The organism is Pseudomonas sp. GW821-FHT07G10 (genome assembly GCF_059418545.1).
In genome coordinates this window covers 71,583-90,883 of sequence record NZ_JBWKQB010000020.1, presented here as the reverse complement: position 1 = coordinate 90,883, position 19,301 = coordinate 71,583, and the positions used below count along the sequence as shown (strand labels likewise).

Sequence of the window (19,301 nt, the reverse complement as noted above, 5' to 3'; positions counted from 1 at the left end):
ATGGATACTCTGAATTATCTTGGCCAGGGCTTCGGCGTTGCGTTGACACCCTACAACCTGGTGACCGCGTTGAGCGGTACCCTGATCGGTACCGTGGTCGGTCTGCTGCCGGGCCTGGGTCCGATCAACGGCGTGGCGCTGTTGATCCCGATTGCCTTCGCTCTCGGTCTACCGCCGGAATCGGCGTTGATCCTGTTGGCAGCGGTTTATCTGGGCTGCGAATATGGCGGCCGCATCAGCTCGATCCTGCTGAACATCCCGGGCGAAGCTTCCACCGTGATGACCACGCTCGACGGTTACCCGATGGCCCGTCAGGGCTTGGCGGGCGTGGCGCTTTCCTTGTCGGCGTGGAGCTCGTTCATCGGTGCCTTTATTGCCACCTGCGGCATGGTGTTGTTCGCGCCGCTACTGGCGAAGTGGGCAATTGCCTTCGGCCCGGCGGAATACTTTGTGCTGATGGTTTTCGCCATAGTCTGCCTCGGCGGCATGGCCGGTGATCGACCACTCAAGACCTTCATCGCGGCGCTGATCGGTTTGTTCCTGTCGAGTGTCGGTATCGATGCCAACAGCGGCGTGTACCGCTTCACCGGTGACAACATCCACCTCACCGACGGCATTCAGTTCGTCGTGCTGGTGCTGGGCCTGTTCTCCATCAGTGAAATCCTCTTGCTGCTGGAAAAAACCCATCGCGGCCAGGAAGCGGTGAAGGCTACCGGCCGGATGATGTTCAACTTCAAGGAAGCGGCGTCGGTATTCACGGTGAATATCCGTTGCGGTGTGCTGGGTTTCATCATGGGTGTGTTACCGGGTGCCGGTGCAACCCTGGCCAGTGCCGTGGCCTACATGACCGAGAAACGCATTGCCGGTACGAGCGGTAAGTTCGGCCAGGGCGACAAGCGTGGCCTTGCGGCGCCTGAAACCGCGATCGGCGGTGCTGCCTGCGGCGCGCTGGTGCCGATGCTGACTCTGGGTGTACCAGGCTCAGGCACCACTGCGGTGATGATCGGCGCGCTATCGCTGTACAACATCACCCCCGGCCCGCTGCTGTTCCAACAGCAGCCGGACATTGTCTGGGGCCTGATCGCCTCGTTGTTCGTCGCCAACGTCATGTTGGTGATCCTCAACATCCCGATGATCCGCATCTTCACCCGCATCCTCGCCGTGCCGAACTGGGCACTGGTGCCGGTGATCGCCATCATCACCGGGATCGGCGTCTATGCAGTGCACGCCACGACCTTCGATCTGTTCCTGATGATCGGCATCGGCATCTTCGGCTACATCCTGCGCAAGCTCGACTTCCCGCTGTCGCCGGTACTGCTGGGCTTTATCCTCGGCGGCCTGATGGAGCAGAACCTGCGTCGTGCGTTGTCGATTTCCAACGGCGCACTGGAAATCCTCTGGTCGAGCCCGATCACCTTCGGCGTCTGGGTTCTGACTGCAATCATGCTGCTGATGCCGATCCTGCGGATCTGGCGCAAACGTTCCGCGCAGCGTCGTGCCCTGGCCGATGCCTGAGACCTCCTTGAAAAACTGGTGGGGAACACCGCTGGCCGGTTTGCTTGGCGGTTACCTCGCCAGCCAGATCGGTTGGCCGCTGCCCTGGATGGTCGGCTCATTGCTGGCGATCATCCTGGTGCGCTGCCTGACACCCTGGCAACTGGCGCAAATCCCGGGTGGGCGTAAATGCGGCCAGTGGATCGTTGGCATCGGCATCGGCCTGCACTTCACCCCGGTGGTGATCGAGCAGGTCATGAGCCACTTCGGTTTGATCTTCTTCGGTGCCTTGGTCACCAGCCTGTCCAGTGTGGTCGGGGTCTGGTTGCTGCGGCGTACCGGCGAAGATCGCGCCACCGCGTTTTTCTCCAGCATGCCCGGCGGTTCCGGTGAGATGGTCAATCTCGGCGCGCGTAATGGCGCGGTGCTCAGTCGCGTTGCGGCCGGGCAGAGTTTGCGGGTGCTGGTGGTGGTGCTATGTGTACCGGCAGCGTTCAAGTATTTGTTGGGAGACGGTGCGCCGGTGCTTCATCCGACGGCAGTCGATTGGCGCTGGCTGGCGGTGCTGTTTCCGGCGGGCGCCCTGCTCGCCTGGCTCTGGCAGCGTTTGCGCCAACCTAACCCCTGGTTGTTCGGACCGTTGCTGGTGAGTGCGGCGGTGAGCATCGCCTGGGATGTGCACATCGGCTTGCCCAAGGGTGGCAGCCAGATCGGCCAGTGGTTGATCGGCAGCGGTTTGGGCTGTCACTTCAACCGGCAATTCTTCCGCCGGGCACCGTCGTTCATGGGCCGGACGTTGATCGCAACGGGCTTGACCATGTTGATCGCCGCACTCGCGGCCTTGGGCCTTAGCGCGGTGACGAATCTGGATCTGCGTTCGCTTACCTTGGGCATGATGCCCGGCGGCATCGCTGAAATGAGCCTGACTGCCGAAACCCTGCAACTGTCGGTGCCTCTGGTGACGGCGATGCAGGTGATGCGGTTGCTGTTTGTGTTGTTTCTGGCTGAACCGTTGTTCCGGTATTGGGATAAGTTGCCGGAGAAGGCCTGACATTTGATCGTTCCCACGCTCTGCGTGGGAATGCAGCCCGTGACGCTCCGCGTCACTGCCGAAGCGGACGCAGAGCGTCCAATGAGGCATTCCCACGCAGAGCGTGGGAACGATCCACACTTAATGCTGCCGCGACTGACGGTCAGAGATCTCGTCGACTGCTCGTCCGTCTTCGCGGGCGAGTCTGACTCTGATCATTCCCACGCTCCCGCGTGGGAATGATCATGGTTACTAGACCGGCGGCAATCGCCACTCGATCGGCGTCTGGCCATTCTGCTCAAGAAACTTGTTGGCCCGGCTGAAGTGCCCGCAACCAAAGAACCCGCGATAAGCGGATAGCGGGGACGGATGCACTGAAGTCAGCACCAGGTGTTTGGTCGCGTCGATCAGTTTCTGCTTGCTCTGGGCATGCGCGCCCCACAGCAGGAACACCAGATGCGGCTGGTGTTCGCTGACGATCTCGATAACCCGGTCAGTAAAGAACTGCCAGCCCTTGCCCGCATGGGAGTTGGCGTTGGCGCGCTCGACGGTCATGGTGGTGTTGAGCATCAGCACGCCCTGCTCGGCCCAGCTTTGCAGGCAACCGTGAGCGGGAATGTCGATGTTCAGGTCACGCTTGAGCTCTTTATAGATGTTTACCAGCGACGGCGGTGCCGGCACACCCGGTTGCACCGAGAAGCATAAGCCGTGAGCCTGTCCCGGGCCGTGATACGGATCCTGACCGAGGATCACCACCTTGACCTTGTCCAGAGGGGTCAGGTTCAGCGCATTGAAAATCATTGACCCTGGCGGATAGATTTCCTTGCCGCTGGCGTATTCCTGACGCAGAAATTCGCGCAGCTCGGCCATATACGGCTGGTCGAACTCCGCACGCAGTGCCTCCTTCCAGCTCGGTTCGAGTTTGATACGGTCGTCAGAATTCATCGCTTGGTCCAGAAAAAACTATCGGCGCACCCTAAGAAAGCCCGTGCCCCTTGTCAATTGATCTGACGCAGAACCGGCACTTTCCCGTATAGCGATCATACTGAACGCTCAATTCAGTCATCGAGGTCAAAATGAATCTGCACTTCGAAGAACTCACGGGCACCGACGGCGCGCGCATCGGCATCGCCAGCCTGGATGCCGAAAAGTCCCTGAACGCCCTTTCCCTGCCGATGATCCACGTTTTGAGCGAACGCCTGGACGTCTGGGCCAAAGACCCGCAGATCGTTTGTGTGCTGTTGCGCGGCAACGGCACCAAAGCTTTTTGCGCAGGTGGTGAGGTCCTTAACCTGGTTGAGGCCTGTCGTGCTCATCCGGGTGAAGTTCCGCCCTTGGCTGCGCACTTCTTTTCGGCAGAATACCGCCTCGACTACCGCCTGCACACCTACCCCAAACCACTGATCTGCTGGGGTCACGGCTATGTGCTTGGAGGTGGCTTGGGGCTATTGCAAGGCGCGAGTATTCGCATCGTCACCCCCAGCAGCCGGCTGGCCATGCCGGAAATCAGCATTGGCTTGTACCCGGATGTTGGCGCCAGTTGGTTCCTTTCGCGCCTGCCAGGCAAACTCGGGTTGTTCCTGGGATTGACCGGTGCCCATATGAATGGCCGCGATGCGATCGATCTGGACCTGGCCGACCGCTTTCTGTTGGATGAACAGCAAGAGGAGTTGATCGAGGGACTGTTGCAACTGAACTGGCAGGAACAGACGCCGATGCAGCTCAACAGCCTGCTCAAGGCCTTGCAGCAGGAAGCCATCGGGCAATTACCGCCAGCACAGTGGCTGCCGCGGCGTGAACAGATCGATGAATGTCTGGATGTCAGCGAGGTGCGCTGTGCCTGGCGTGCCATCAGCCTGCTGCGCGATCACAACGACGTTCTGCTCAGTCGCGCGGCGAAAACCATGAGCGAGGGCTGCCCGCTGACCGCGCATCTGGTCTGGGAGCAGATTATCCGTGCCCGCCACCTGTCACTGGCCCAGGTGTTCGAGATGGAATACACCTTGAGTCTGAACTGCTGTCGTCATCCGGAATTCAGTGAAGGGGTGCGCGCACGGTTGATCGACAAGGACCAAAAGCCCCATTGGCATTGGCCCGATATCAATGCAATTCCTGACGCGGTGGTCGAAGCGCATTTTCACAAGGTTTGGGAGGGTCGACATCCGCTCGCGGACTTGTCCGATTACTGAATCCCGGACAAAAAAAGCGGCGCTTGATGCGCCGCTCGATAACAGTCGTACTTAGCGGTTCCAGTCGCGGTTCCAGTCACCTCTGTGGCCGCGATCTCCGTGATCACGGTCGCCGTGACGGTTGTCGTCATGACGCTCCTCATGACGTTCCTCATGACGACTTTCACGACGGTCATCATGGCAATCATGGAAATCCCAACCGCGGTTTGGAAAAGGCCGGTACACCACGCGTGGAGCCTCTTGGTAATACCGTGGCGCCGGGTAGTAACGCGGCGACGGTGCGTAGTAACGGCTGCGGTCCTGATAGTAGTAGGACCCGCCGCCGTTGTAATAAGCCGGGGCAGGCGTGGTATAGACCTCGGAACGGTAGTAGCTCGATTCCCCATCGTAGTAGGGCACGCACGCAGAAAGAGACAAACCCAGTAAAGCAATCAGAATAAGTCGTCGATACATGGCGGCCTCCTGGACCGCGAAAGTGCACACACCAGCGTCGCTGGTCGGCGGCAGTCAACATCAGCTGACTGACGAAACATCTGACAGCAAAAAAGGAATCCGGTGCGATTCAGCAATACATTTATATAGGTGGAGCACGGCCATGATTGCCCTATCCCGGTGCGAACAAGCACCACAACGCAGCAGGATTACCTGCGCCCATCCTCCGACCCTTGAGCCAGACCCTCTGGATCAACGCTCGACAACACTTGGCACGCCTCTCGCTTAGTCAACTGCGTGCAGGAGTCATCACAGGTTCGCGGCACCACAATTTGCAATGGCTGACTAGGGTTCCGGCTCGCTTGGGCGAGTGACTGGTCCGAGAGTCGGCGACCTCCAGTTGAGGTTACACGGCGGGATAAAAGCCCGGGAGACAAGCCACCGTTCGCGGTGCCGCGTGCTCCTGTGCGCCCTTGATCAACTGGAGAACCACTCATGTCCCAACTTCGTTTACCCGCCCTGCTCGCCGCCGCTTTCGCGGCCCTCGTGAGCTTCTCGTCCCAGGCCGCACAGAAAGACCACTTCAGCGTCTGCTGGACCATCTACGCCGGCTGGATGCCCTGGGAATACGCAGGCAGCCAAGGCATCGTCGACAAGTGGGCGAAAAAGTACGGCATCAAAATCGATGTGGTGCAGCTCAATGACTATGTCGAATCGATCAACCAGTACACCGCCGGCCAGTTCGACGGCTGCAGCATGACCAACATGGACGCCTTGACCATTCCCGCCGCTGGTGGCGTGGAAAGCACCGCGCTGATCGTCAGCGACTTTTCCAATGGTAATGACGGCATCGTAGTCAAAGGTGAAGGCAAGACTGTCGCCGACCTTAAAGGAATGAACGTCAATCTGGTGGAGCTGTCGGTCTCTCACTACCTGTTAGCGCGCGCGCTGGACTCGGTCGATCTCACCGAGAAAGACCTGAAGGTAGTCAACACTTCCGACGCCGACATCTCCGCCGCCTTCAATACCGATCAAGTACACGCCGTCACCACCTGGAACCCGATGCTGTCGGACATCAAAGCCAAGCCTGGCGTCACCCAGGTGTTCGACTCGAGCAAGGTACCCGGCGAAATCATGGACATGATGGTCGTCAACACCCAGACCCTGAAGGACAACCCGGCACTGGGCAAGGCACTGACCGGCGCCTGGTTTGAAGTGGTCGCCCTGATGAACGCCAAATCCGCCGCCAGCACTGCAGCGCTGGAACACATGGCCAAAGCGTCGGGCACCGACCTGCCGGGCTTCCAGTCGCAACTGGACACCACCAAGTTGTTTTCCACCCCTAAAGAAGCACTCGATTTCGCTACCAGCGCGCAACTGCCGAACACCATGCGCAAGGTCGCCGAGTTCTCCTTCCAGCACGGGCTTCTCGGTGAAGGCGCCAAGGACACCAGCGCTGTCGGCATGTCCTTCGCCAACGGCGTGACCAGCGGTGACAAGGCCAACCTCAAGCTGCACTTCGACCCGAGCTACGTGCAGCTGGCCGCCGACTCCAAGCTGTGAGCCACGTTGTCAGTAACCGGAGAACATGGCCATGCGCCTGATCAATCGCCACCCGGATAACCCGAGTCGCCTGTTGCTGGTCATCCTGCCGTTCGCCTTGGTGCTGTTCGCCTATTTCACGGGCTCGGCCGAGCGGCTGACGGACAACCCCAACGACAAGCTGCTACCCAGCGCCGGGCAAATGGCCGACGCGGTGAAACGCCTGGCCTTCACCGCCGACCCGCGCAGCGGCGACTACCTGCTGTGGCAGGACACCGGTGCCAGCCTCCAGCGGCTGGCCATTGGCCTGGGCATCAGCGCTCTGGCGGGCCTGTGCCTGGGCATTGCCGCCGGCACGCTGCCGTTGTTCGGCGCGCCGTTGTCGCCCTTGTTGACGGTGTTGTCGATGGTGCCGCCGCTGGCGATCCTGCCGATTCTGTTCATCGTTTTTGGTCTGGGCGAGTTATCGAAAGTGATGCTGATCGTGATCGGCATCACCCCGTGCCTGGCCCGCGATCTGGAACAGCGCGCCCGGGAAATCCCCGTCGAGCTACTGATCAAGGCCCAGACGCTCGGTGCTTCGACCTGGACCGTGATTCTGCGGGTAGTCCTGCCGCAACTGCTGCCACGCTTGCTGATCTCGCTTCGACTGATGCTCGGTTCGGCGTGGCTGTTTTTGATCGCCGCTGAAGCGATCGCCTCCACCGACGGCTTGGGCTACCGGATTTTTCTGGTGCGCCGCTACCTGGCGATGGATGTGATCCTGCCATACGTGGTGTGGATCACCCTGCTCGCCTGGCTGATGGATTGGGGACTCAAACGCCTGACCCAGCGGGCTTTCCCCTGGTACGAAGGAGCACGGATATGAGCTACGAAGGAGCGCGGGGATGAGCTTCATTACGGTGAACAACGTCTGGCAGCAATACGCTGATCAGGTGGTGCTCGAAAGGCTCAACCTCAGCGTCGACGAGGGTGAGTTCTGCACCCTGGTCGGTGCTTCGGGCTGCGGCAAATCGACCTTTCTGCGATTGCTGCTGGGGCAGGAAACAGCCAGTCGCGGAGAAATCCTGTTGGACGGCAAGACGCTGGCCAGCGAACCGGACGCCAGCCGTGGCGTGGTGTTTCAGCGTTACTCGGTGTTCCCGCATTTGTCGGTGCTGGACAACGTCGCCCTTGGCCTCGAACTGCCACGCTCGCCACTGATCGGGCGCTTGTTTGGCCATGCCAAGCGCGAGGCGCGGGAGCAAGCAGGCGCATTGCTGAAAAAAGTCGGCCTCGGCCACGCGCTGGAAAAGTACCCGGCGCAGCTCTCCGGCGGCATGCAGCAACGGCTGGCCATCGCCCAGGCACTGATCATGAAACCCCGCGTGTTGCTGCTCGACGAACCCTTCGGTGCCCTCGATCCGGGCATTCGCAAAGATATGCACAGCCTGTTGCTTGAACTGTGGCGCGAGACGCAACTGACGGTGTTCATGGTCACCCATGACCTGTCCGAAGGCTTCAGCCTCGGCACCCGCTTGCTGGTGTTCGACAAGGTTCGCCTCGACCCGCACGCCCCCGGTGCCTATGGCGCACGCATCACCTACGACATCCCTTTGAACAGCGACCGCCGCGCCAACAGCAAAGCCGTCGACGCCCTGCCGGCAGTACTGGCGGGCACGCTTCGCATCGCTTAGAGGATTTTTCACATGACTGATTCGACTCAACTGCTTCCCCCCTTCGCCGAAGAAATGCTCCCCGGTGGCGGTCATCGTTCCTTTGTCCTCAAACGTGGCCAACTGCTGCGCCTGACCGATATTCGTGGTGGCGCCAATGTCAGTCTGACCCTGCTCAACGCCAACGAGAAAACCGAACGGCTGAACCTGCCGGACAGCCTCAAATGCCAACACACCGCCAGGCTCACCGTCGGCCATTGCCTGTACTCGGACATGGGCCGCGTTCTGGCGGCGATCACCGCCGACACCTGCGGCTGGAGCGATAGCATCGGCGGCGTGCTCTGCGCGCACGAGGTGGCGGAAAAATACGGCCAGGGCCGCTTTCAGGAACTGCGCAACGGTTTCTACCGCAACGGTACCGACAACCTGTTGGTGGAACTGGGCAAATGGGGGCTGAGCCTGTCCGACCTGCTGATGACCCTCAACCTGTTCAGCAAAGTCAGCGTCGATGCCGACGGACGTTTGCACTTCATCGAAGGTAACTCCAAGGCCGGTGACTACATCGAGCTTTACGCGCCGATGGACACCTTGGTGGTGCTCACTGCTCTGCAACACCCCATGGATCCCAACCCGGAATACGCCCCCAAGCCGCTCAAGCTGAGCTGGATGACCGCCGACGCCAGCGTCGCCAAGCATTGCCGCACCTCGCGTCCCGAGAACGAGCGCGGCTTCATTAACACCGACCGTCTGTTCGCCTGAGGATCGCGCCATGTCTTTAGCAATCGCCCCTGCCACCAGGCATCCTGAAACCGCGGTGTACCGTGCCACCATTCCGTCCGGCGAGCCGTGGCTGATGGAGGTCAAGGCCGGACAGACCTTGCGCATCCTCGATCTGGAAGGCAATCAAGCCGTCGACACTTTGTTCTACAGCCTGAAAAACCCCAGGGAACGCTATGACGTGCAGCGCACCTTGCGCCGACAAAACAGCGTCTACCTGAGCACCGGCAGCGTGCTCTTTTCCAACCTGGGCCAGCCGATGCTGACCATCGTCGAAGACACCTGCGGACGCCACGATACCCTTGGCGGCGCCTGCGCCCAAGAGAGCAACACCGTGCGATACGCGTTGGAGAAACGCTACATGCACAGCTGCCGCGACAACTACCTGCGGGCCTGCGCTCATGACGGGCGCCTGGGCAAAGGCGACATCGGGCCGAACATCAACTTCTTCATGAACGTTCCGGTCACTGCCGACGGTGGCCTGACCTTTGAGGACGGTATTTCCGCCCCCGGAAAATACGTCGACCTGCGGGCCGAAATGGACGTGATCGTGCTGATATCCAACTGCCCGCAACTGAACAACCCGTGCAACGCCTACAACCCCACACCAGCGGAGCTACTGGTATGGAACTGAAATGCGTGCGCCTGCGCCGTTGGTTGTTCGCCCTGTGCCAGAGCCGGTCGGGGCAGTGCATCAGGTAAACACAGGTGATCACCTGGCTAAACCAAATTGATTCTGCCGCCTGGGACGACCCCGGCGCACATCGAAAACTGCGGGACGGCCCGCATCCCAGGTCGGGGCTGAGCTGCCTTCAGCCTCCAGGGGTTTTGTCATGTTCAAAAAACTGTTGATAGCCAACCGTGGCGCCATTGCCTGTCGCATCTTGCGAACCCTGCGTGAATTGCAGGTCAAGGGCGTCACCGTGTATTCCGAAGCCGACGCCGCCAGCCTGCACATCCTGCATGCCGACGAAGCTCACAGCCTGGGCGAAGGTGCTGCGTCGGCTACCTATCTGGCGGTGGAAAAAATCCTCGCCATCGCCAAGACCAGCGGCGCCACGGCGATTCATCCCGGCTATGGTTTTCTCTCGGAAAACGCCGCGTTCGCCGAGGCCTGTGAAGCGGCCAATATCGCCTTCGTCGGGCCAACGCCAGAACAACTGCGGGTGTTCGGCCTCAAGCACACCGCCCGTGCCCTGGCCAAACAACACGGCGTGCCGATGCTCGAAGGCACCGGGTTGCTGGACAGCCTCGACGCCGCGCTGATCGCAGGTGAGCAGGTCGGTTATCCGGTGATGCTCAAAAGCACCGCCGGCGGTGGCGGCATTGGAATGCGCGTTTGCCGTAGCGCGGCGCAGCTAAGCGAATCCTTCGATGCAGTGAAGCGCCTGGGACAGAACAATTTCAGCGACGCTGGCGTGTTCATCGAGAAGTACATCCAGCGTGCCCGGCACCTTGAAGTTCAGGTGTTCGGTGACGGCCAGGGCGAAGTCATCGCCCTCGGCGTGCGCGATTGCTCGGTGCAGCGGCGCAACCAGAAAGTCCTTGAAGAAACCCCGGCGCCGAACCTGCCCGACGGCATGGCCGAGGAGCTGTGCCTGGCGGCGATCAAACTCGCAAAAGCGGTGAATTACCGCAGCGCCGGTACCGTGGAATTCGTCTTCGACAGCGACGCCCAGCGCTTCTATTTTCTGGAAGTGAACACCCGTTTGCAGGTCGAGCACGGCGTCACTGAACAAGTGTGGGGCGTGGATCTGGTGCGCTGGATGGTGCAACTGGCCGCCGGTGATCTGCCGCCGTTGAGCGAGCTGAGCCGCACCTTGAAAGCCGAAGGTCATGCGATTCAGGCACGGTTGTATGCCGAAGATCCGGGCCGGGATTTCCAGCCCAGTCCTGGCCTGCTGAGCGCCGTGAATTTCCCGGTGGCCGATGGCAAACAGTTGCGCATCGACACCTGGGTCGAGGCCGGTTGCGAGATCGCGCCCTACTTCGATCCGATGATCGCCAAACTCATCAGCTGGGCGCCCAGCCGCGAAGAGGCGCGCGCCGATCTGCATCAAGCCTTGGGCGACAGCCTGCTGTACGGCGTGGAAACCAACCGCGATTACCTGCGGCAGATATTGCTCGATGTACCGTTCGCCAGCGGCCAGCCCTGGACCCGTTGCCTCGAAGGTCTTCTCTACCAGGCCAATACCTTCGAAGTGCTCAGCGCCGGCACCCAGACCAGCGTGCAGGACTACCCTGGTCGCCTCGGTTACTGGGCGGTTGGCGTGCCGCCGTCGGGGCCGATGGACAGCCGGGCTCTGCGCCTGGGCAATCGCTTGCTGGGTAACGAAGAAGGTGCCGCCGCGCTGGAAATTACCATGAGCGGACCGTTGCTGCGCTTCAACTGCGACGCCGTAGTAGCGGTCACTGGCGCTGTCATTGCGCTGACGCTGAACGGCCAACCGGCACCGATGAACACCACCCTTCTGATTCCGGCCGGTGCGACCCTGGGTCTGGGTAGCATCACCGGAGTCGGTGCTCGCAGCTACCTGTGCCTGCGCGGTGGCCTGCAAGTGCCGGACTATCTGGGCAGCAAAAGCACATTCACACTCGGCCAGTTCGGCGGCCACGGCGGTCGTGCCTTGCGGGCTGGGGATGTGCTGCATCTTTGCCCGTTAAGTGACCATGGCGCGGGGGAAAGCCTTGCGGTTGAACAAGTGCTCGAGTTGCCGCCAGTGCGACAAATCCGGGTGATCTACGGCCCCCATGCCGCGCCGGAATATTTCACTGAAGGCTATATCCAGACCTTCTTCGCCACCCAATGGGAGGTCCATTTCAACTCCAGCCGCACCGGCGTACGGCTGATCGGCCCCAAGCCCGAATGGGTTCGCGCCGATGGCGGCGAAGCCGGGCTGCATCCCTCGAATATCCATGACAACCCGTACGCGATCGGCGCGGTGGATTTCACCGGCGACATGCCGGTGATCCTCGGTCCCGACGGCCCAAGCCTGGGTGGGTTCGTTTGCCCGGTGACGGTGATCGAGGCGGATCTGTGGCAGTTGGGGCAGTTGAAGGCTGGGGACAAGGTGCAGTTCTTTCCCGTCGGTATCGACACAGCACGAGCCTTGGCTTGTAAACCCTATCTATGTGGGAGCGAGCTTGCTCGCGATGAAGTTGACGCGGTGTCTGGTCTGGCCCCATCGCGAGCAAGCCCGCGTCCAGAGGAATTGGTTTCGCCCATCGTTCTGGACCTCGGCCAGGACGACACGCGCTTGATCGCACGGCTGTCCGGCGACACCCATCTGCTATTGGAAATCGGCGCCCCCGAGCTGGATCTGGTGCTGCGCTTCCGTGGTCACGCGCTGATGCAAGCGCTGCAAAGCAAAGCACTGCACGGGGTGATCGACCTGACCCCGGGTATCCGCTCGCTGCAAGTGCATTACCAACCCGAGCAACTGCCGCTGGCCGATCTGCTCGGCATCGTTGCCGGCGAATGGGATGCGGTGTGCGCCGCCGAAGACCTGCAAGTACCGTCGCGCATCGTCCACCTGCCGTTGTCCTGGAATGACCCGGCCTGCCAGCTGGCCATCGAGAAATACATGACCACCGTGCGCAAGGATGCGCCCTGGTGCCCAAGCAACCTGGAGTTCATCCGCCGCATCAACGACCTGCCCAATCTCGACGAAGTCCAGCGCACGGTGTTCGATGCCAGCTATCTGGTGATGGGTCTGGGCGACGTCTACCTCGGTGCGCCGGTCGCCACCCCGCTCGATCCACGGCACCGGCTGGTCACCACCAAGTACAACCCGGCACGGACCTGGACCGCCGAAAACTCGGTGGGCATCGGTGGCGCCTACCTGTGCGTGTACGGCATGGAAGGCCCAGGTGGTTATCAGTTCGTCGGTCGCACGTTACAAATGTGGAACCGCTACCGCGAGGTCGCGGCATTCGACGGTAAACCGTGGCTGCTGCGCTTCTTCGACCAGATCCGGTTTTACCCGGTGAGCGCCGATGAGCTGCTGCAGATTCGTCGTGATTTCCCGCTGGGGCGCTTTGAGCTGAGCATTGAACATAGCCAGCTCAGGCTTGCCGACTACCAAGCCTTTCTGGCCAAAGAAGCCGAGAGCATCGCTGCGTTCCGCCAACAGCAACAGAGCGCCTTCAACGCCGAGCGCGAACGCTGGATCGCCAGCGGCCAGGCGCATTTCGACAGCGAGGAGCGGGTACCCGAACAGGCCGAAGATGCGCCACTGGAAACAGGCCAGCAGAGCGTCGACAGCCACATTGCCGGCAACCTCTGGCAGGTTCAGGTAGCAACCGGCAGCCGGGTCGCCGCCGGTGATGTGCTGGTGATTCTGGAGTCGATGAAGATGGAAATCCCGGTGCTCGCGCCCATGGCCGGTGTGGTCCGGGAGATCCGCGTGCAACCCGGTTGCGCGGTGCGCGCCGGGCAGCGGGTCGTGGTGCTGGAACTCGACTGATCTCATTTAAAGAAGGAAGGACTCAAGCCATGACCATCAATCTGCAACTCGATGCCCTGCGTGCGGCCTATCGCGCCGGTAGCACCACGCCTCGGCAGCTGCTGCTGAGCCTGCGGGAAAAAGCCGCCGCGCTGAACCCGGACTATCACCTGTTTATCCACCTGCTCAGCGTCGCTGAACTGGAACCGTACCTCGCCATGCTGGACGGTCGCGACATCGACAGTTTGCCGCTGTACGGCGTGCCGTTCGCGATCAAGGACAACATCGACCTGGCGGGCATTCCCACCACCGCCGCCTGCCCGGCGTTCGCTTATGTACCGCAGCGTTCAGCGACCATCGTCGAGCAACTACTGGCGCTCGGCGCAATCCCGTTGGGCAAGACCAACCTCGACCAATTCGCCACAGGCCTCAACGGCAGCCGCTCGCCCTACGGCGCTTGCCCCAACAGCGTGTTGCCGGAATACCCGTCGGGAGGTTCCAGCGCCGGCTCTTCATTGGCGGTGGCGCTGGGTGTGGCGAGTTTTGCACTAGGTACCGACACGGCGGGTTCCGGTCGAGTACCCGCTGCTTTGAACAACCTGCTTGGGTTGAAAGCCACCAAAGGCTTGATCTCCACTGCTGGTGTAGTCCCGGCCTGCCGCACTCTGGACTGCGTGACGACCTTTACCGCGACGGCTCGTGAAGCCAGCCGGTTGCTGGCCCTGACCGCGCGGCTCGATCCGCGTGACGAGTACAGCCGCTGCAACCCATTGTGGAACGATGGCTCAGCCTTTGGCACTCCGCGACCGTTGCGCTTCGGCGTGCCGCGAGTTGAAGATCTGCAATTCTTCGGCTGCGAGGAAGGTCCCGCGCTGTTCGAAGACGCCATTGATCGACTCAAAAAACTTGGCGGCGAAGCGGTGCAACTCGACTTGTCACCGTTCCTGGAGGCCGCCCGTTTGCTTTATGAAGGGCCCTGGGTGGCCGAGCGTTACAGCGTGGCCGGCGAGTTGCTGGAACAAAATCCGGAGGCCGTACTGCCGGTGATTCGCGCTGTGCTGGCCAAGGCACCGACAGTCGACGGCGTGCAAACCTTCCGCGCCCAGTATCGCCTGCAGGCCTTGAAAGCCCTGTGCGACAAGGCACTGGAAGACCTCGACTGCGTGCTCACGCCAACCATCGGCCGCCCGGTGACCCTGGCGCAGCTTGCAGCAGAACCGGTACTGCGCAACTCAGAACTCGGTTACTACACCAATTTCATGAACCTGCTGGACTACGCCGCCGTCGCCGTGCCCAGCGGTTTCATGAACAACGGCCTGCCGTGGGGCGTGACGCTGTTCGGTCGGGCATTTACCGACCAGTACTTGCTAAGCGTGGCTGATGCGCTGCAACGTCAGCAAGGCTCGACATCCCCGGCCCCTCCCCATCCTGCCCGTAATGACCGCGCCCGGCTGGTGGTTTGCGGCGCACATCTGGATGGGCTGGCGCTGAACTGGCAACTCAAGCAACGGGGTGGCCGTCTGGTTGAAACCACTCAAAGCGCGCCGCATTACCAACTCCACGCACTGGCCGGCGGCCCACCGTTTCGCCCCGCAATGGTCCGCGTTGCGGAAGGCGGCGTGGCGATTGCGGTAGAAGTCTGGGAATTGCCGAGTAGTGAACTGGGCTCGTTTCTGACCGGGATTCCCGCGCCGCTCGGGTTGGGCAAAGTACAGCTTGCGGATGGACGTTGGGAGAGCGGGTTTATTTGTGAACCGTACGGGTTGGAAGGTGCTACGGATATTAGCCACTCAGGGGGTTGGCGGGCGTATCTGCAAAGCCGCAATTGACCCGATCATGAGCCCCCCACCCTGTAGCAGCTGGCGCAGCCTGCTGCTACAGGGGTTTCAAAAAACCCTACAAATTAAGCAGTTATTTCCGCACAGCGCCATTAGAATGCCCCACCCGGTCTCTGCCAACGGAACTGCCATGCCGCTTCGCTCTGCGCTGTTTTCGCAACGCTCGTTGGTACTCACACTCATCGCGCTACTGGGCTGTGGTTTCCTCGCCACCTCATTGCTCAGCTACTACGCCTCACGGGCGTCGATTCGCGACAATATCGTCAATACCGAGCTACCGCTGACATCCGATACGGTCTACTCGGAAATCCAGAAAGACCTGGTCCGGCCGATCCTGATTTCCTCGATGATGGCCCGCGACACCTTCATGCGTGACTGGGTAGTGGCTGGCGAACGCGAGCCTGAGCAAATGACCCGCTACCTCAACGAAGTCATGACTCACTACGACGCCTACACCGCGTTCTTCGTCTCTGACAGCAGCCTGACCTACTACCACGCCAAAGGTGTGCTGAAAAAAATCAGCACCCAAGAGCCCCGTGATGCCTGGTACTTCCGCGTGCGCGACATGGCCGAACCGTATGAGATCAACGTCGATCCTGACTTGGCCAACCACGACAGCCTGACCTTCTTCATCAACTACAAAGTCTACGATTACAAAGACCAGTTCATCGGCGCTGCCGGCGTTGGTCTGACCGTCGACGCGGTGGTCAAGCTGATCGACAAATACCAGCAGCGTTACCAGCGCAGCGTGTACTTCGTCGACACCTATGGCCGTCTGGTGCTCACCGGTGCCGAGGGTGGGCCCCAAGGTGCGCGGGTCGGGCAGACCCTCAGCGAACTCGACAGCATGAAAGACCTGCTGACCAGACTGCCCAAACCCCACAGCGGCAGTTATGAGTATTCGGCCCAGGGCCAGGGACATTTCCTCAACGTGCGCTTCATCCCGGAGCTGAACTGGTACCTGTTCGTCGATAAACGCGAAGACAGTGCCCTCGGTGAAATCCGCCAGTCGCTGTACCTCAACCTGCTGATCTGCCTGATCATCACGCTGATTATCCTGGCCTTGCTCAACCGCCTGCTGAACCGCTACCAGCGCAAGATCCAAGCCCAGGCTACCCTCGACAGCCTCACCAGCCTGCCGAACCGTCGCGGCTTCGATCTGCTGGCTGTCCAGGCCATGCATGAAGCCCAGCGTGAACCGAAACCGCTGACAGCCTTGCTGCTGGACCTGGACCACTTCAAGCGCTTGAACGACACTTACGGCCACCTCGCCGGTGACCAGGTGCTGAGCGGTTTCGCCCGTGATCTGGTGAGCTGCCTGCGCCAGTCAGACATCGTCTGCCGTTGGGGCGGTGAAGAATTCATCGTGCTGCTCAAAGATACCGACAGCGGCAACGGTCAGATGATCGCCGAGAAAATCCGTCAACAGATCAAGCAACAACGCTATGCCTATGAAGGCCAAGCGCTGCGGATCACCGTCAGCATCGGTCTCTCCACCCTCCAACCCGACGACACGCTGCACAACCTGTTGTCGCGTGCCGACCATGCAATGTACCGTGCGAAACAGACTGGCCGTAATCGAACCTGTGTGGAAAAACCTCTCTCAAGCTATGAATAAACCCAATCTCTGCCCGGCCTGCGGTGCTGGCAACGACTGCACCCTGGCCGATCCGCGCACCGCCGCCCAAGCCTGCTGGTGCTATGGCGTCAGCATCGATCCGGCAGTGCTCCGGGCCCTGCCCGTCGAACTGCGCGACCTATCCTGCCTGTGCCCGCGCTGCGCGCAGGTCGAGGCGCAGCTGCAGGCGGCCACCGGGAAGATCACGTAAGATGCGCGGCCCTTTTCTGATCAGCCGATAGCCATGCGCGTTGACCGTTTCCTCAGCAACCTGCCCCGTTTCAACCGCAAACAAGTGCGCTTGCTACTGGTCGGGCGCAGGATCAAGGTCGACGGGCAAATAGTCAGCGACCCTCACTTTGATGTGCGCGAGTTCAGCCGCGTGGAGTGCGACGATGAAGTGCTGCAAGCCGGTAAACCGCCGCGCTACTTCATGCTGCACAAACCGCCGGGCTGCGTCAGCGCCACCAGCGACCCTGAGCACCCGACCGTGCTCGACCTCATCGATGAGCCGGACAAACACGAGCTGCACATCGCCGGGCGACTGGACTTCAACACCACCGGCCTGATGCTGATCACCAACGACGGCAGCTGGTCGCGACGCCTGACCCAGCCGCAGACCAAACTGGGGAAAATCTATTACGTCGAGACCGAACAAGACATCGGCCCCGAGTATGCGCAGACCTTCGCCCGGGGCCTGTACTTCGCCTTCGAAGATCTCACCACCCAACCGGCCAAACTGGTCGTGCTCGGGCCAAAGAGCGCGCGGCTGAGCATCGTCGAAGGCCGTTACCACCAGGTGAAACGGATGTTCGGCCACTTCAACAATAAAGTCCTGCGCCTGCATCGCGAATGCATGGGGCCACTGGTACTCGACGACGCTCTCGCACCCGGCGAGTATCGCCCGCTGACCGCTGAAGAAATCCAACAAATCTAAAACCCGCCGCCAAGTCACGACCATTCAGCAGAAAGTTGTCGATCAATTTACAAACGGCACTTGCGGGATGGGGATCTCCCTGCTTGAATCAAACCGTCGGCCGAAATGTGACCGATGAGTCACCAACGCATTCTAAGAAACCTTTTGCCGGCAGTGAGCCTTCAGGCTCCGCATTCCCCCGGCAGATCGCCCGCCTATAACAATACCCGTCGACCAGATTTCACCGGATCGACATGGGCAAAAAATTCCAGGCGTATGCCTACCTGTCACAAAGCTCGTGCAATCTCATTGCGCGCATACCCGCTTGCCAGGAGTCTTATGACATGAGGCCAGAAATCGCTGTGCTGGATATACAGGGTCAGTTTCGGGTCTACACGGAGTTCTATCGCGCAGATGCCGCAGAAAAGACCATCATTCTGGTCAACGGCTCAATGGCCACCACTGCGTCCTTTGCCCAGACCGTGAAGAACCTTCATCCGCAATTCAACGTCGTGCTCTACGACCAACCCTACGCGGGCAAGTCCAAAGCCCACAACCTGCACGAGAAAATGCTCACCAAGGAAGTCGAAGGGCTGATCCTCCTGGAGCTGATCGACCACTTCGCCGCCGAACATGTGTTGTCGTTTTCCTGGGGCGGCGCCGCGGCGTTGGTCGCCTTGGCCCATCGTCCACGGCGCATTGAAAGGGCCGTGATCAGTTCGTTCTCCCCAGTGGTCAACGAACCGATGCTTGACTACCTCGAACGTGGTGTCGACTACCTCGGCAGCCTGGACCGCGACCGTGTCGGCAACCTGGTGAACAGCACCATCGGCAAACACCTGCCGTCGTTGTTCAAGCGTTTCAACTACCGGCACGTCAGCAGCCTCGCCGAACACGAATACGGGCAGATGCACTTCCACATCAGTGAAGTGCTCAACAGCGATCGCCTGTGCTATCTCAACGCGGCCAAAAAAATCAACGTACCGATGCTGTTCATGAACGGCGAATGGGACGAATACACCTCCCCCGACGACGCCAAACTGTTCGCCAACCATGTGCAACACAGCACCTTCAGCACCATCCAGGCCGCCGGACACTTTCTCGACATAGAGCATAAAGCCGCCTGCCGAGACAGTCGCCAAGCCCTGATCGACTTTTTGAAACCGGCCCGACACGAAAGCCGACCGCGTTACCACTACGTTCGGGACCATCATGCATTGGCAATGTGAAACTGCGTCAACGCAGGCAACCTCGCTCCCCTAAGAACTCCACATTCTTGTAGGAGCGAGGCCTGCCCGCGAAAGACCGCAAAACGGTCTCTCACTTCATCTGTGCCCCGATCGTCAGCGCTGCCTCCGCCGCCGT

At 60.7% G+C, this 19,301-nt stretch carries 16 protein-coding genes and 1 riboswitch; of the genes, 14 read left to right on the top strand and 2 right to left on the bottom strand.

The genetic code is table 11. The features are described 5' to 3' along the window. Together AC07O1_RS20905 and AC07O1_RS20900 are read left to right on the top strand one after the other, a co-directional pair. Nucleotides 1-1,515 (top strand): tripartite tricarboxylate transporter permease, encoded by a 1,515-nt coding sequence (locus AC07O1_RS20905; RefSeq protein ID WP_495089973.1) that lies wholly within the window; start codon nucleotides 1-3, stop codon nucleotides 1,513-1,515. Continuing rightward, nucleotides 1,508-2,545 (top strand): AbrB family transcriptional regulator, encoded by a 1,038-nt coding sequence (locus AC07O1_RS20900; RefSeq protein ID WP_495089972.1) that lies wholly within the window; start codon nucleotides 1,508-1,510, stop codon nucleotides 2,543-2,545. Before AC07O1_RS20905 ends, AC07O1_RS20900 begins: the two co-directional genes overlap by 8 nt. A gap of 231 nt (nucleotides 2,546-2,776) precedes the next feature. On the opposite strand, the gene ung is transcribed toward AC07O1_RS20900, so the two are convergent. Further along, entirely contained in the window at nucleotides 2,777-3,469 is a 693-nt protein-coding gene (gene ung, locus AC07O1_RS20895; RefSeq protein ID WP_494994526.1) for a uracil-DNA glycosylase, read from the bottom strand. Nucleotides 3,470-3,600: 131 nt separating this feature from the next. Here ung and dspII point away from each other — a divergent pair, with 131 nt between their 5' ends. Beyond that, entirely contained in the window at nucleotides 3,601-4,713 is a 1,113-nt protein-coding gene (dspII, locus tag AC07O1_RS20890; RefSeq protein ID WP_494994525.1) for an enoyl-CoA hydratase/isomerase DspII, read from the top strand. A gap of 51 nt (nucleotides 4,714-4,764) precedes the next feature. On the opposite strand, the gene AC07O1_RS20885 is transcribed toward dspII, so the two are convergent. Further along, the gene (locus AC07O1_RS20885; RefSeq protein ID WP_495089971.1) at nucleotides 4,765-5,166 is read right to left on the bottom strand and encodes a hypothetical protein; all 402 of its coding nucleotides are present in this window, start codon (nucleotides 5,164-5,166) and stop codon (nucleotides 4,765-4,767) included. 313 nt (nucleotides 5,167-5,479) lie between these two features. Continuing rightward, nucleotides 5,480-5,580, top strand: a riboswitch (guanidine-I (ykkC/yxkD leader). A 60-nt stretch (nucleotides 5,581-5,640) separates the two neighbouring features. On the opposite strand from AC07O1_RS20885, the gene AC07O1_RS20880 reads away from it, so the two are divergent. From AC07O1_RS20880 to AC07O1_RS20830, 11 genes are all read left to right on the top strand, one after another. After that, a complete protein-coding gene (locus tag AC07O1_RS20880; protein ID WP_495089970.1) occupies nucleotides 5,641-6,708 on the top strand; it encodes a putative urea ABC transporter substrate-binding protein in 1,068 nt (355 codons plus the stop codon). A 31-nt stretch (nucleotides 6,709-6,739) separates the two neighbouring features. Further along, entirely contained in the window at nucleotides 6,740-7,555 is an 816-nt protein-coding gene (locus AC07O1_RS20875) for an ABC transporter permease (RefSeq protein WP_494994522.1), read from the top strand. Nucleotides 7,556-7,574: 19 nt separating this feature from the next. Continuing rightward, a complete protein-coding gene (locus tag AC07O1_RS20870) occupies nucleotides 7,575-8,363 on the top strand; it encodes an ABC transporter ATP-binding protein (protein WP_495089969.1) in 789 nt (262 codons plus the stop codon). Between the two features lie 12 nt (nucleotides 8,364-8,375). Further along, on the top strand, nucleotides 8,376-9,101 hold the full coding sequence (locus AC07O1_RS20865; protein ID WP_495089968.1) for an urea amidolyase associated protein UAAP1: 726 nt from the start codon (nucleotides 8,376-8,378) through the stop codon (nucleotides 9,099-9,101). 10 nt (nucleotides 9,102-9,111) lie between these two features. After that, nucleotides 9,112-9,753: an urea amidolyase associated protein UAAP2 gene (locus AC07O1_RS20860; RefSeq protein WP_495089967.1), complete on the top strand. Its 642-nt coding sequence runs from the start codon at nucleotides 9,112-9,114 to the stop codon at nucleotides 9,751-9,753. Between the two features lie 199 nt (nucleotides 9,754-9,952). Next, nucleotides 9,953-13,585, top strand: a complete 3,633-nt coding sequence (gene uca / locus AC07O1_RS20855; protein WP_495089966.1) for an urea carboxylase — start codon at nucleotides 9,953-9,955, stop codon at nucleotides 13,583-13,585. A gap of 29 nt (nucleotides 13,586-13,614) precedes the next feature. After that, nucleotides 13,615-15,393, top strand: coding sequence for an allophanate hydrolase (gene atzF, locus AC07O1_RS20850; RefSeq protein WP_495089965.1), 1,779 nt, complete (start codon nucleotides 13,615-13,617; stop codon nucleotides 15,391-15,393). A gap of 139 nt (nucleotides 15,394-15,532) precedes the next feature. Further along, the gene (locus AC07O1_RS20845; protein WP_495089964.1) at nucleotides 15,533-17,020 is read left to right on the top strand and encodes a sensor domain-containing diguanylate cyclase; all 1,488 of its coding nucleotides are present in this window, start codon (nucleotides 15,533-15,535) and stop codon (nucleotides 17,018-17,020) included. Beyond that, nucleotides 17,013-17,231 (top strand): cysteine-rich CWC family protein, encoded by a 219-nt coding sequence (locus AC07O1_RS20840; RefSeq protein ID WP_494994515.1) that lies wholly within the window; start codon nucleotides 17,013-17,015, stop codon nucleotides 17,229-17,231. Before AC07O1_RS20845 ends, AC07O1_RS20840 begins: the two co-directional genes overlap by 8 nt. 33 nt (nucleotides 17,232-17,264) lie before the next feature. Beyond that, nucleotides 17,265-17,957, top strand: coding sequence for a pseudouridine synthase (locus AC07O1_RS20835; protein ID WP_495089963.1), 693 nt, complete (start codon nucleotides 17,265-17,267; stop codon nucleotides 17,955-17,957). 323 nt (nucleotides 17,958-18,280) lie between these two features. After that, entirely contained in the window at nucleotides 18,281-19,165 is an 885-nt protein-coding gene (locus AC07O1_RS20830; protein ID WP_495011575.1) for an alpha/beta fold hydrolase, read from the top strand. Nucleotides 19,166-19,301 lie beyond the last annotated feature (136 nt).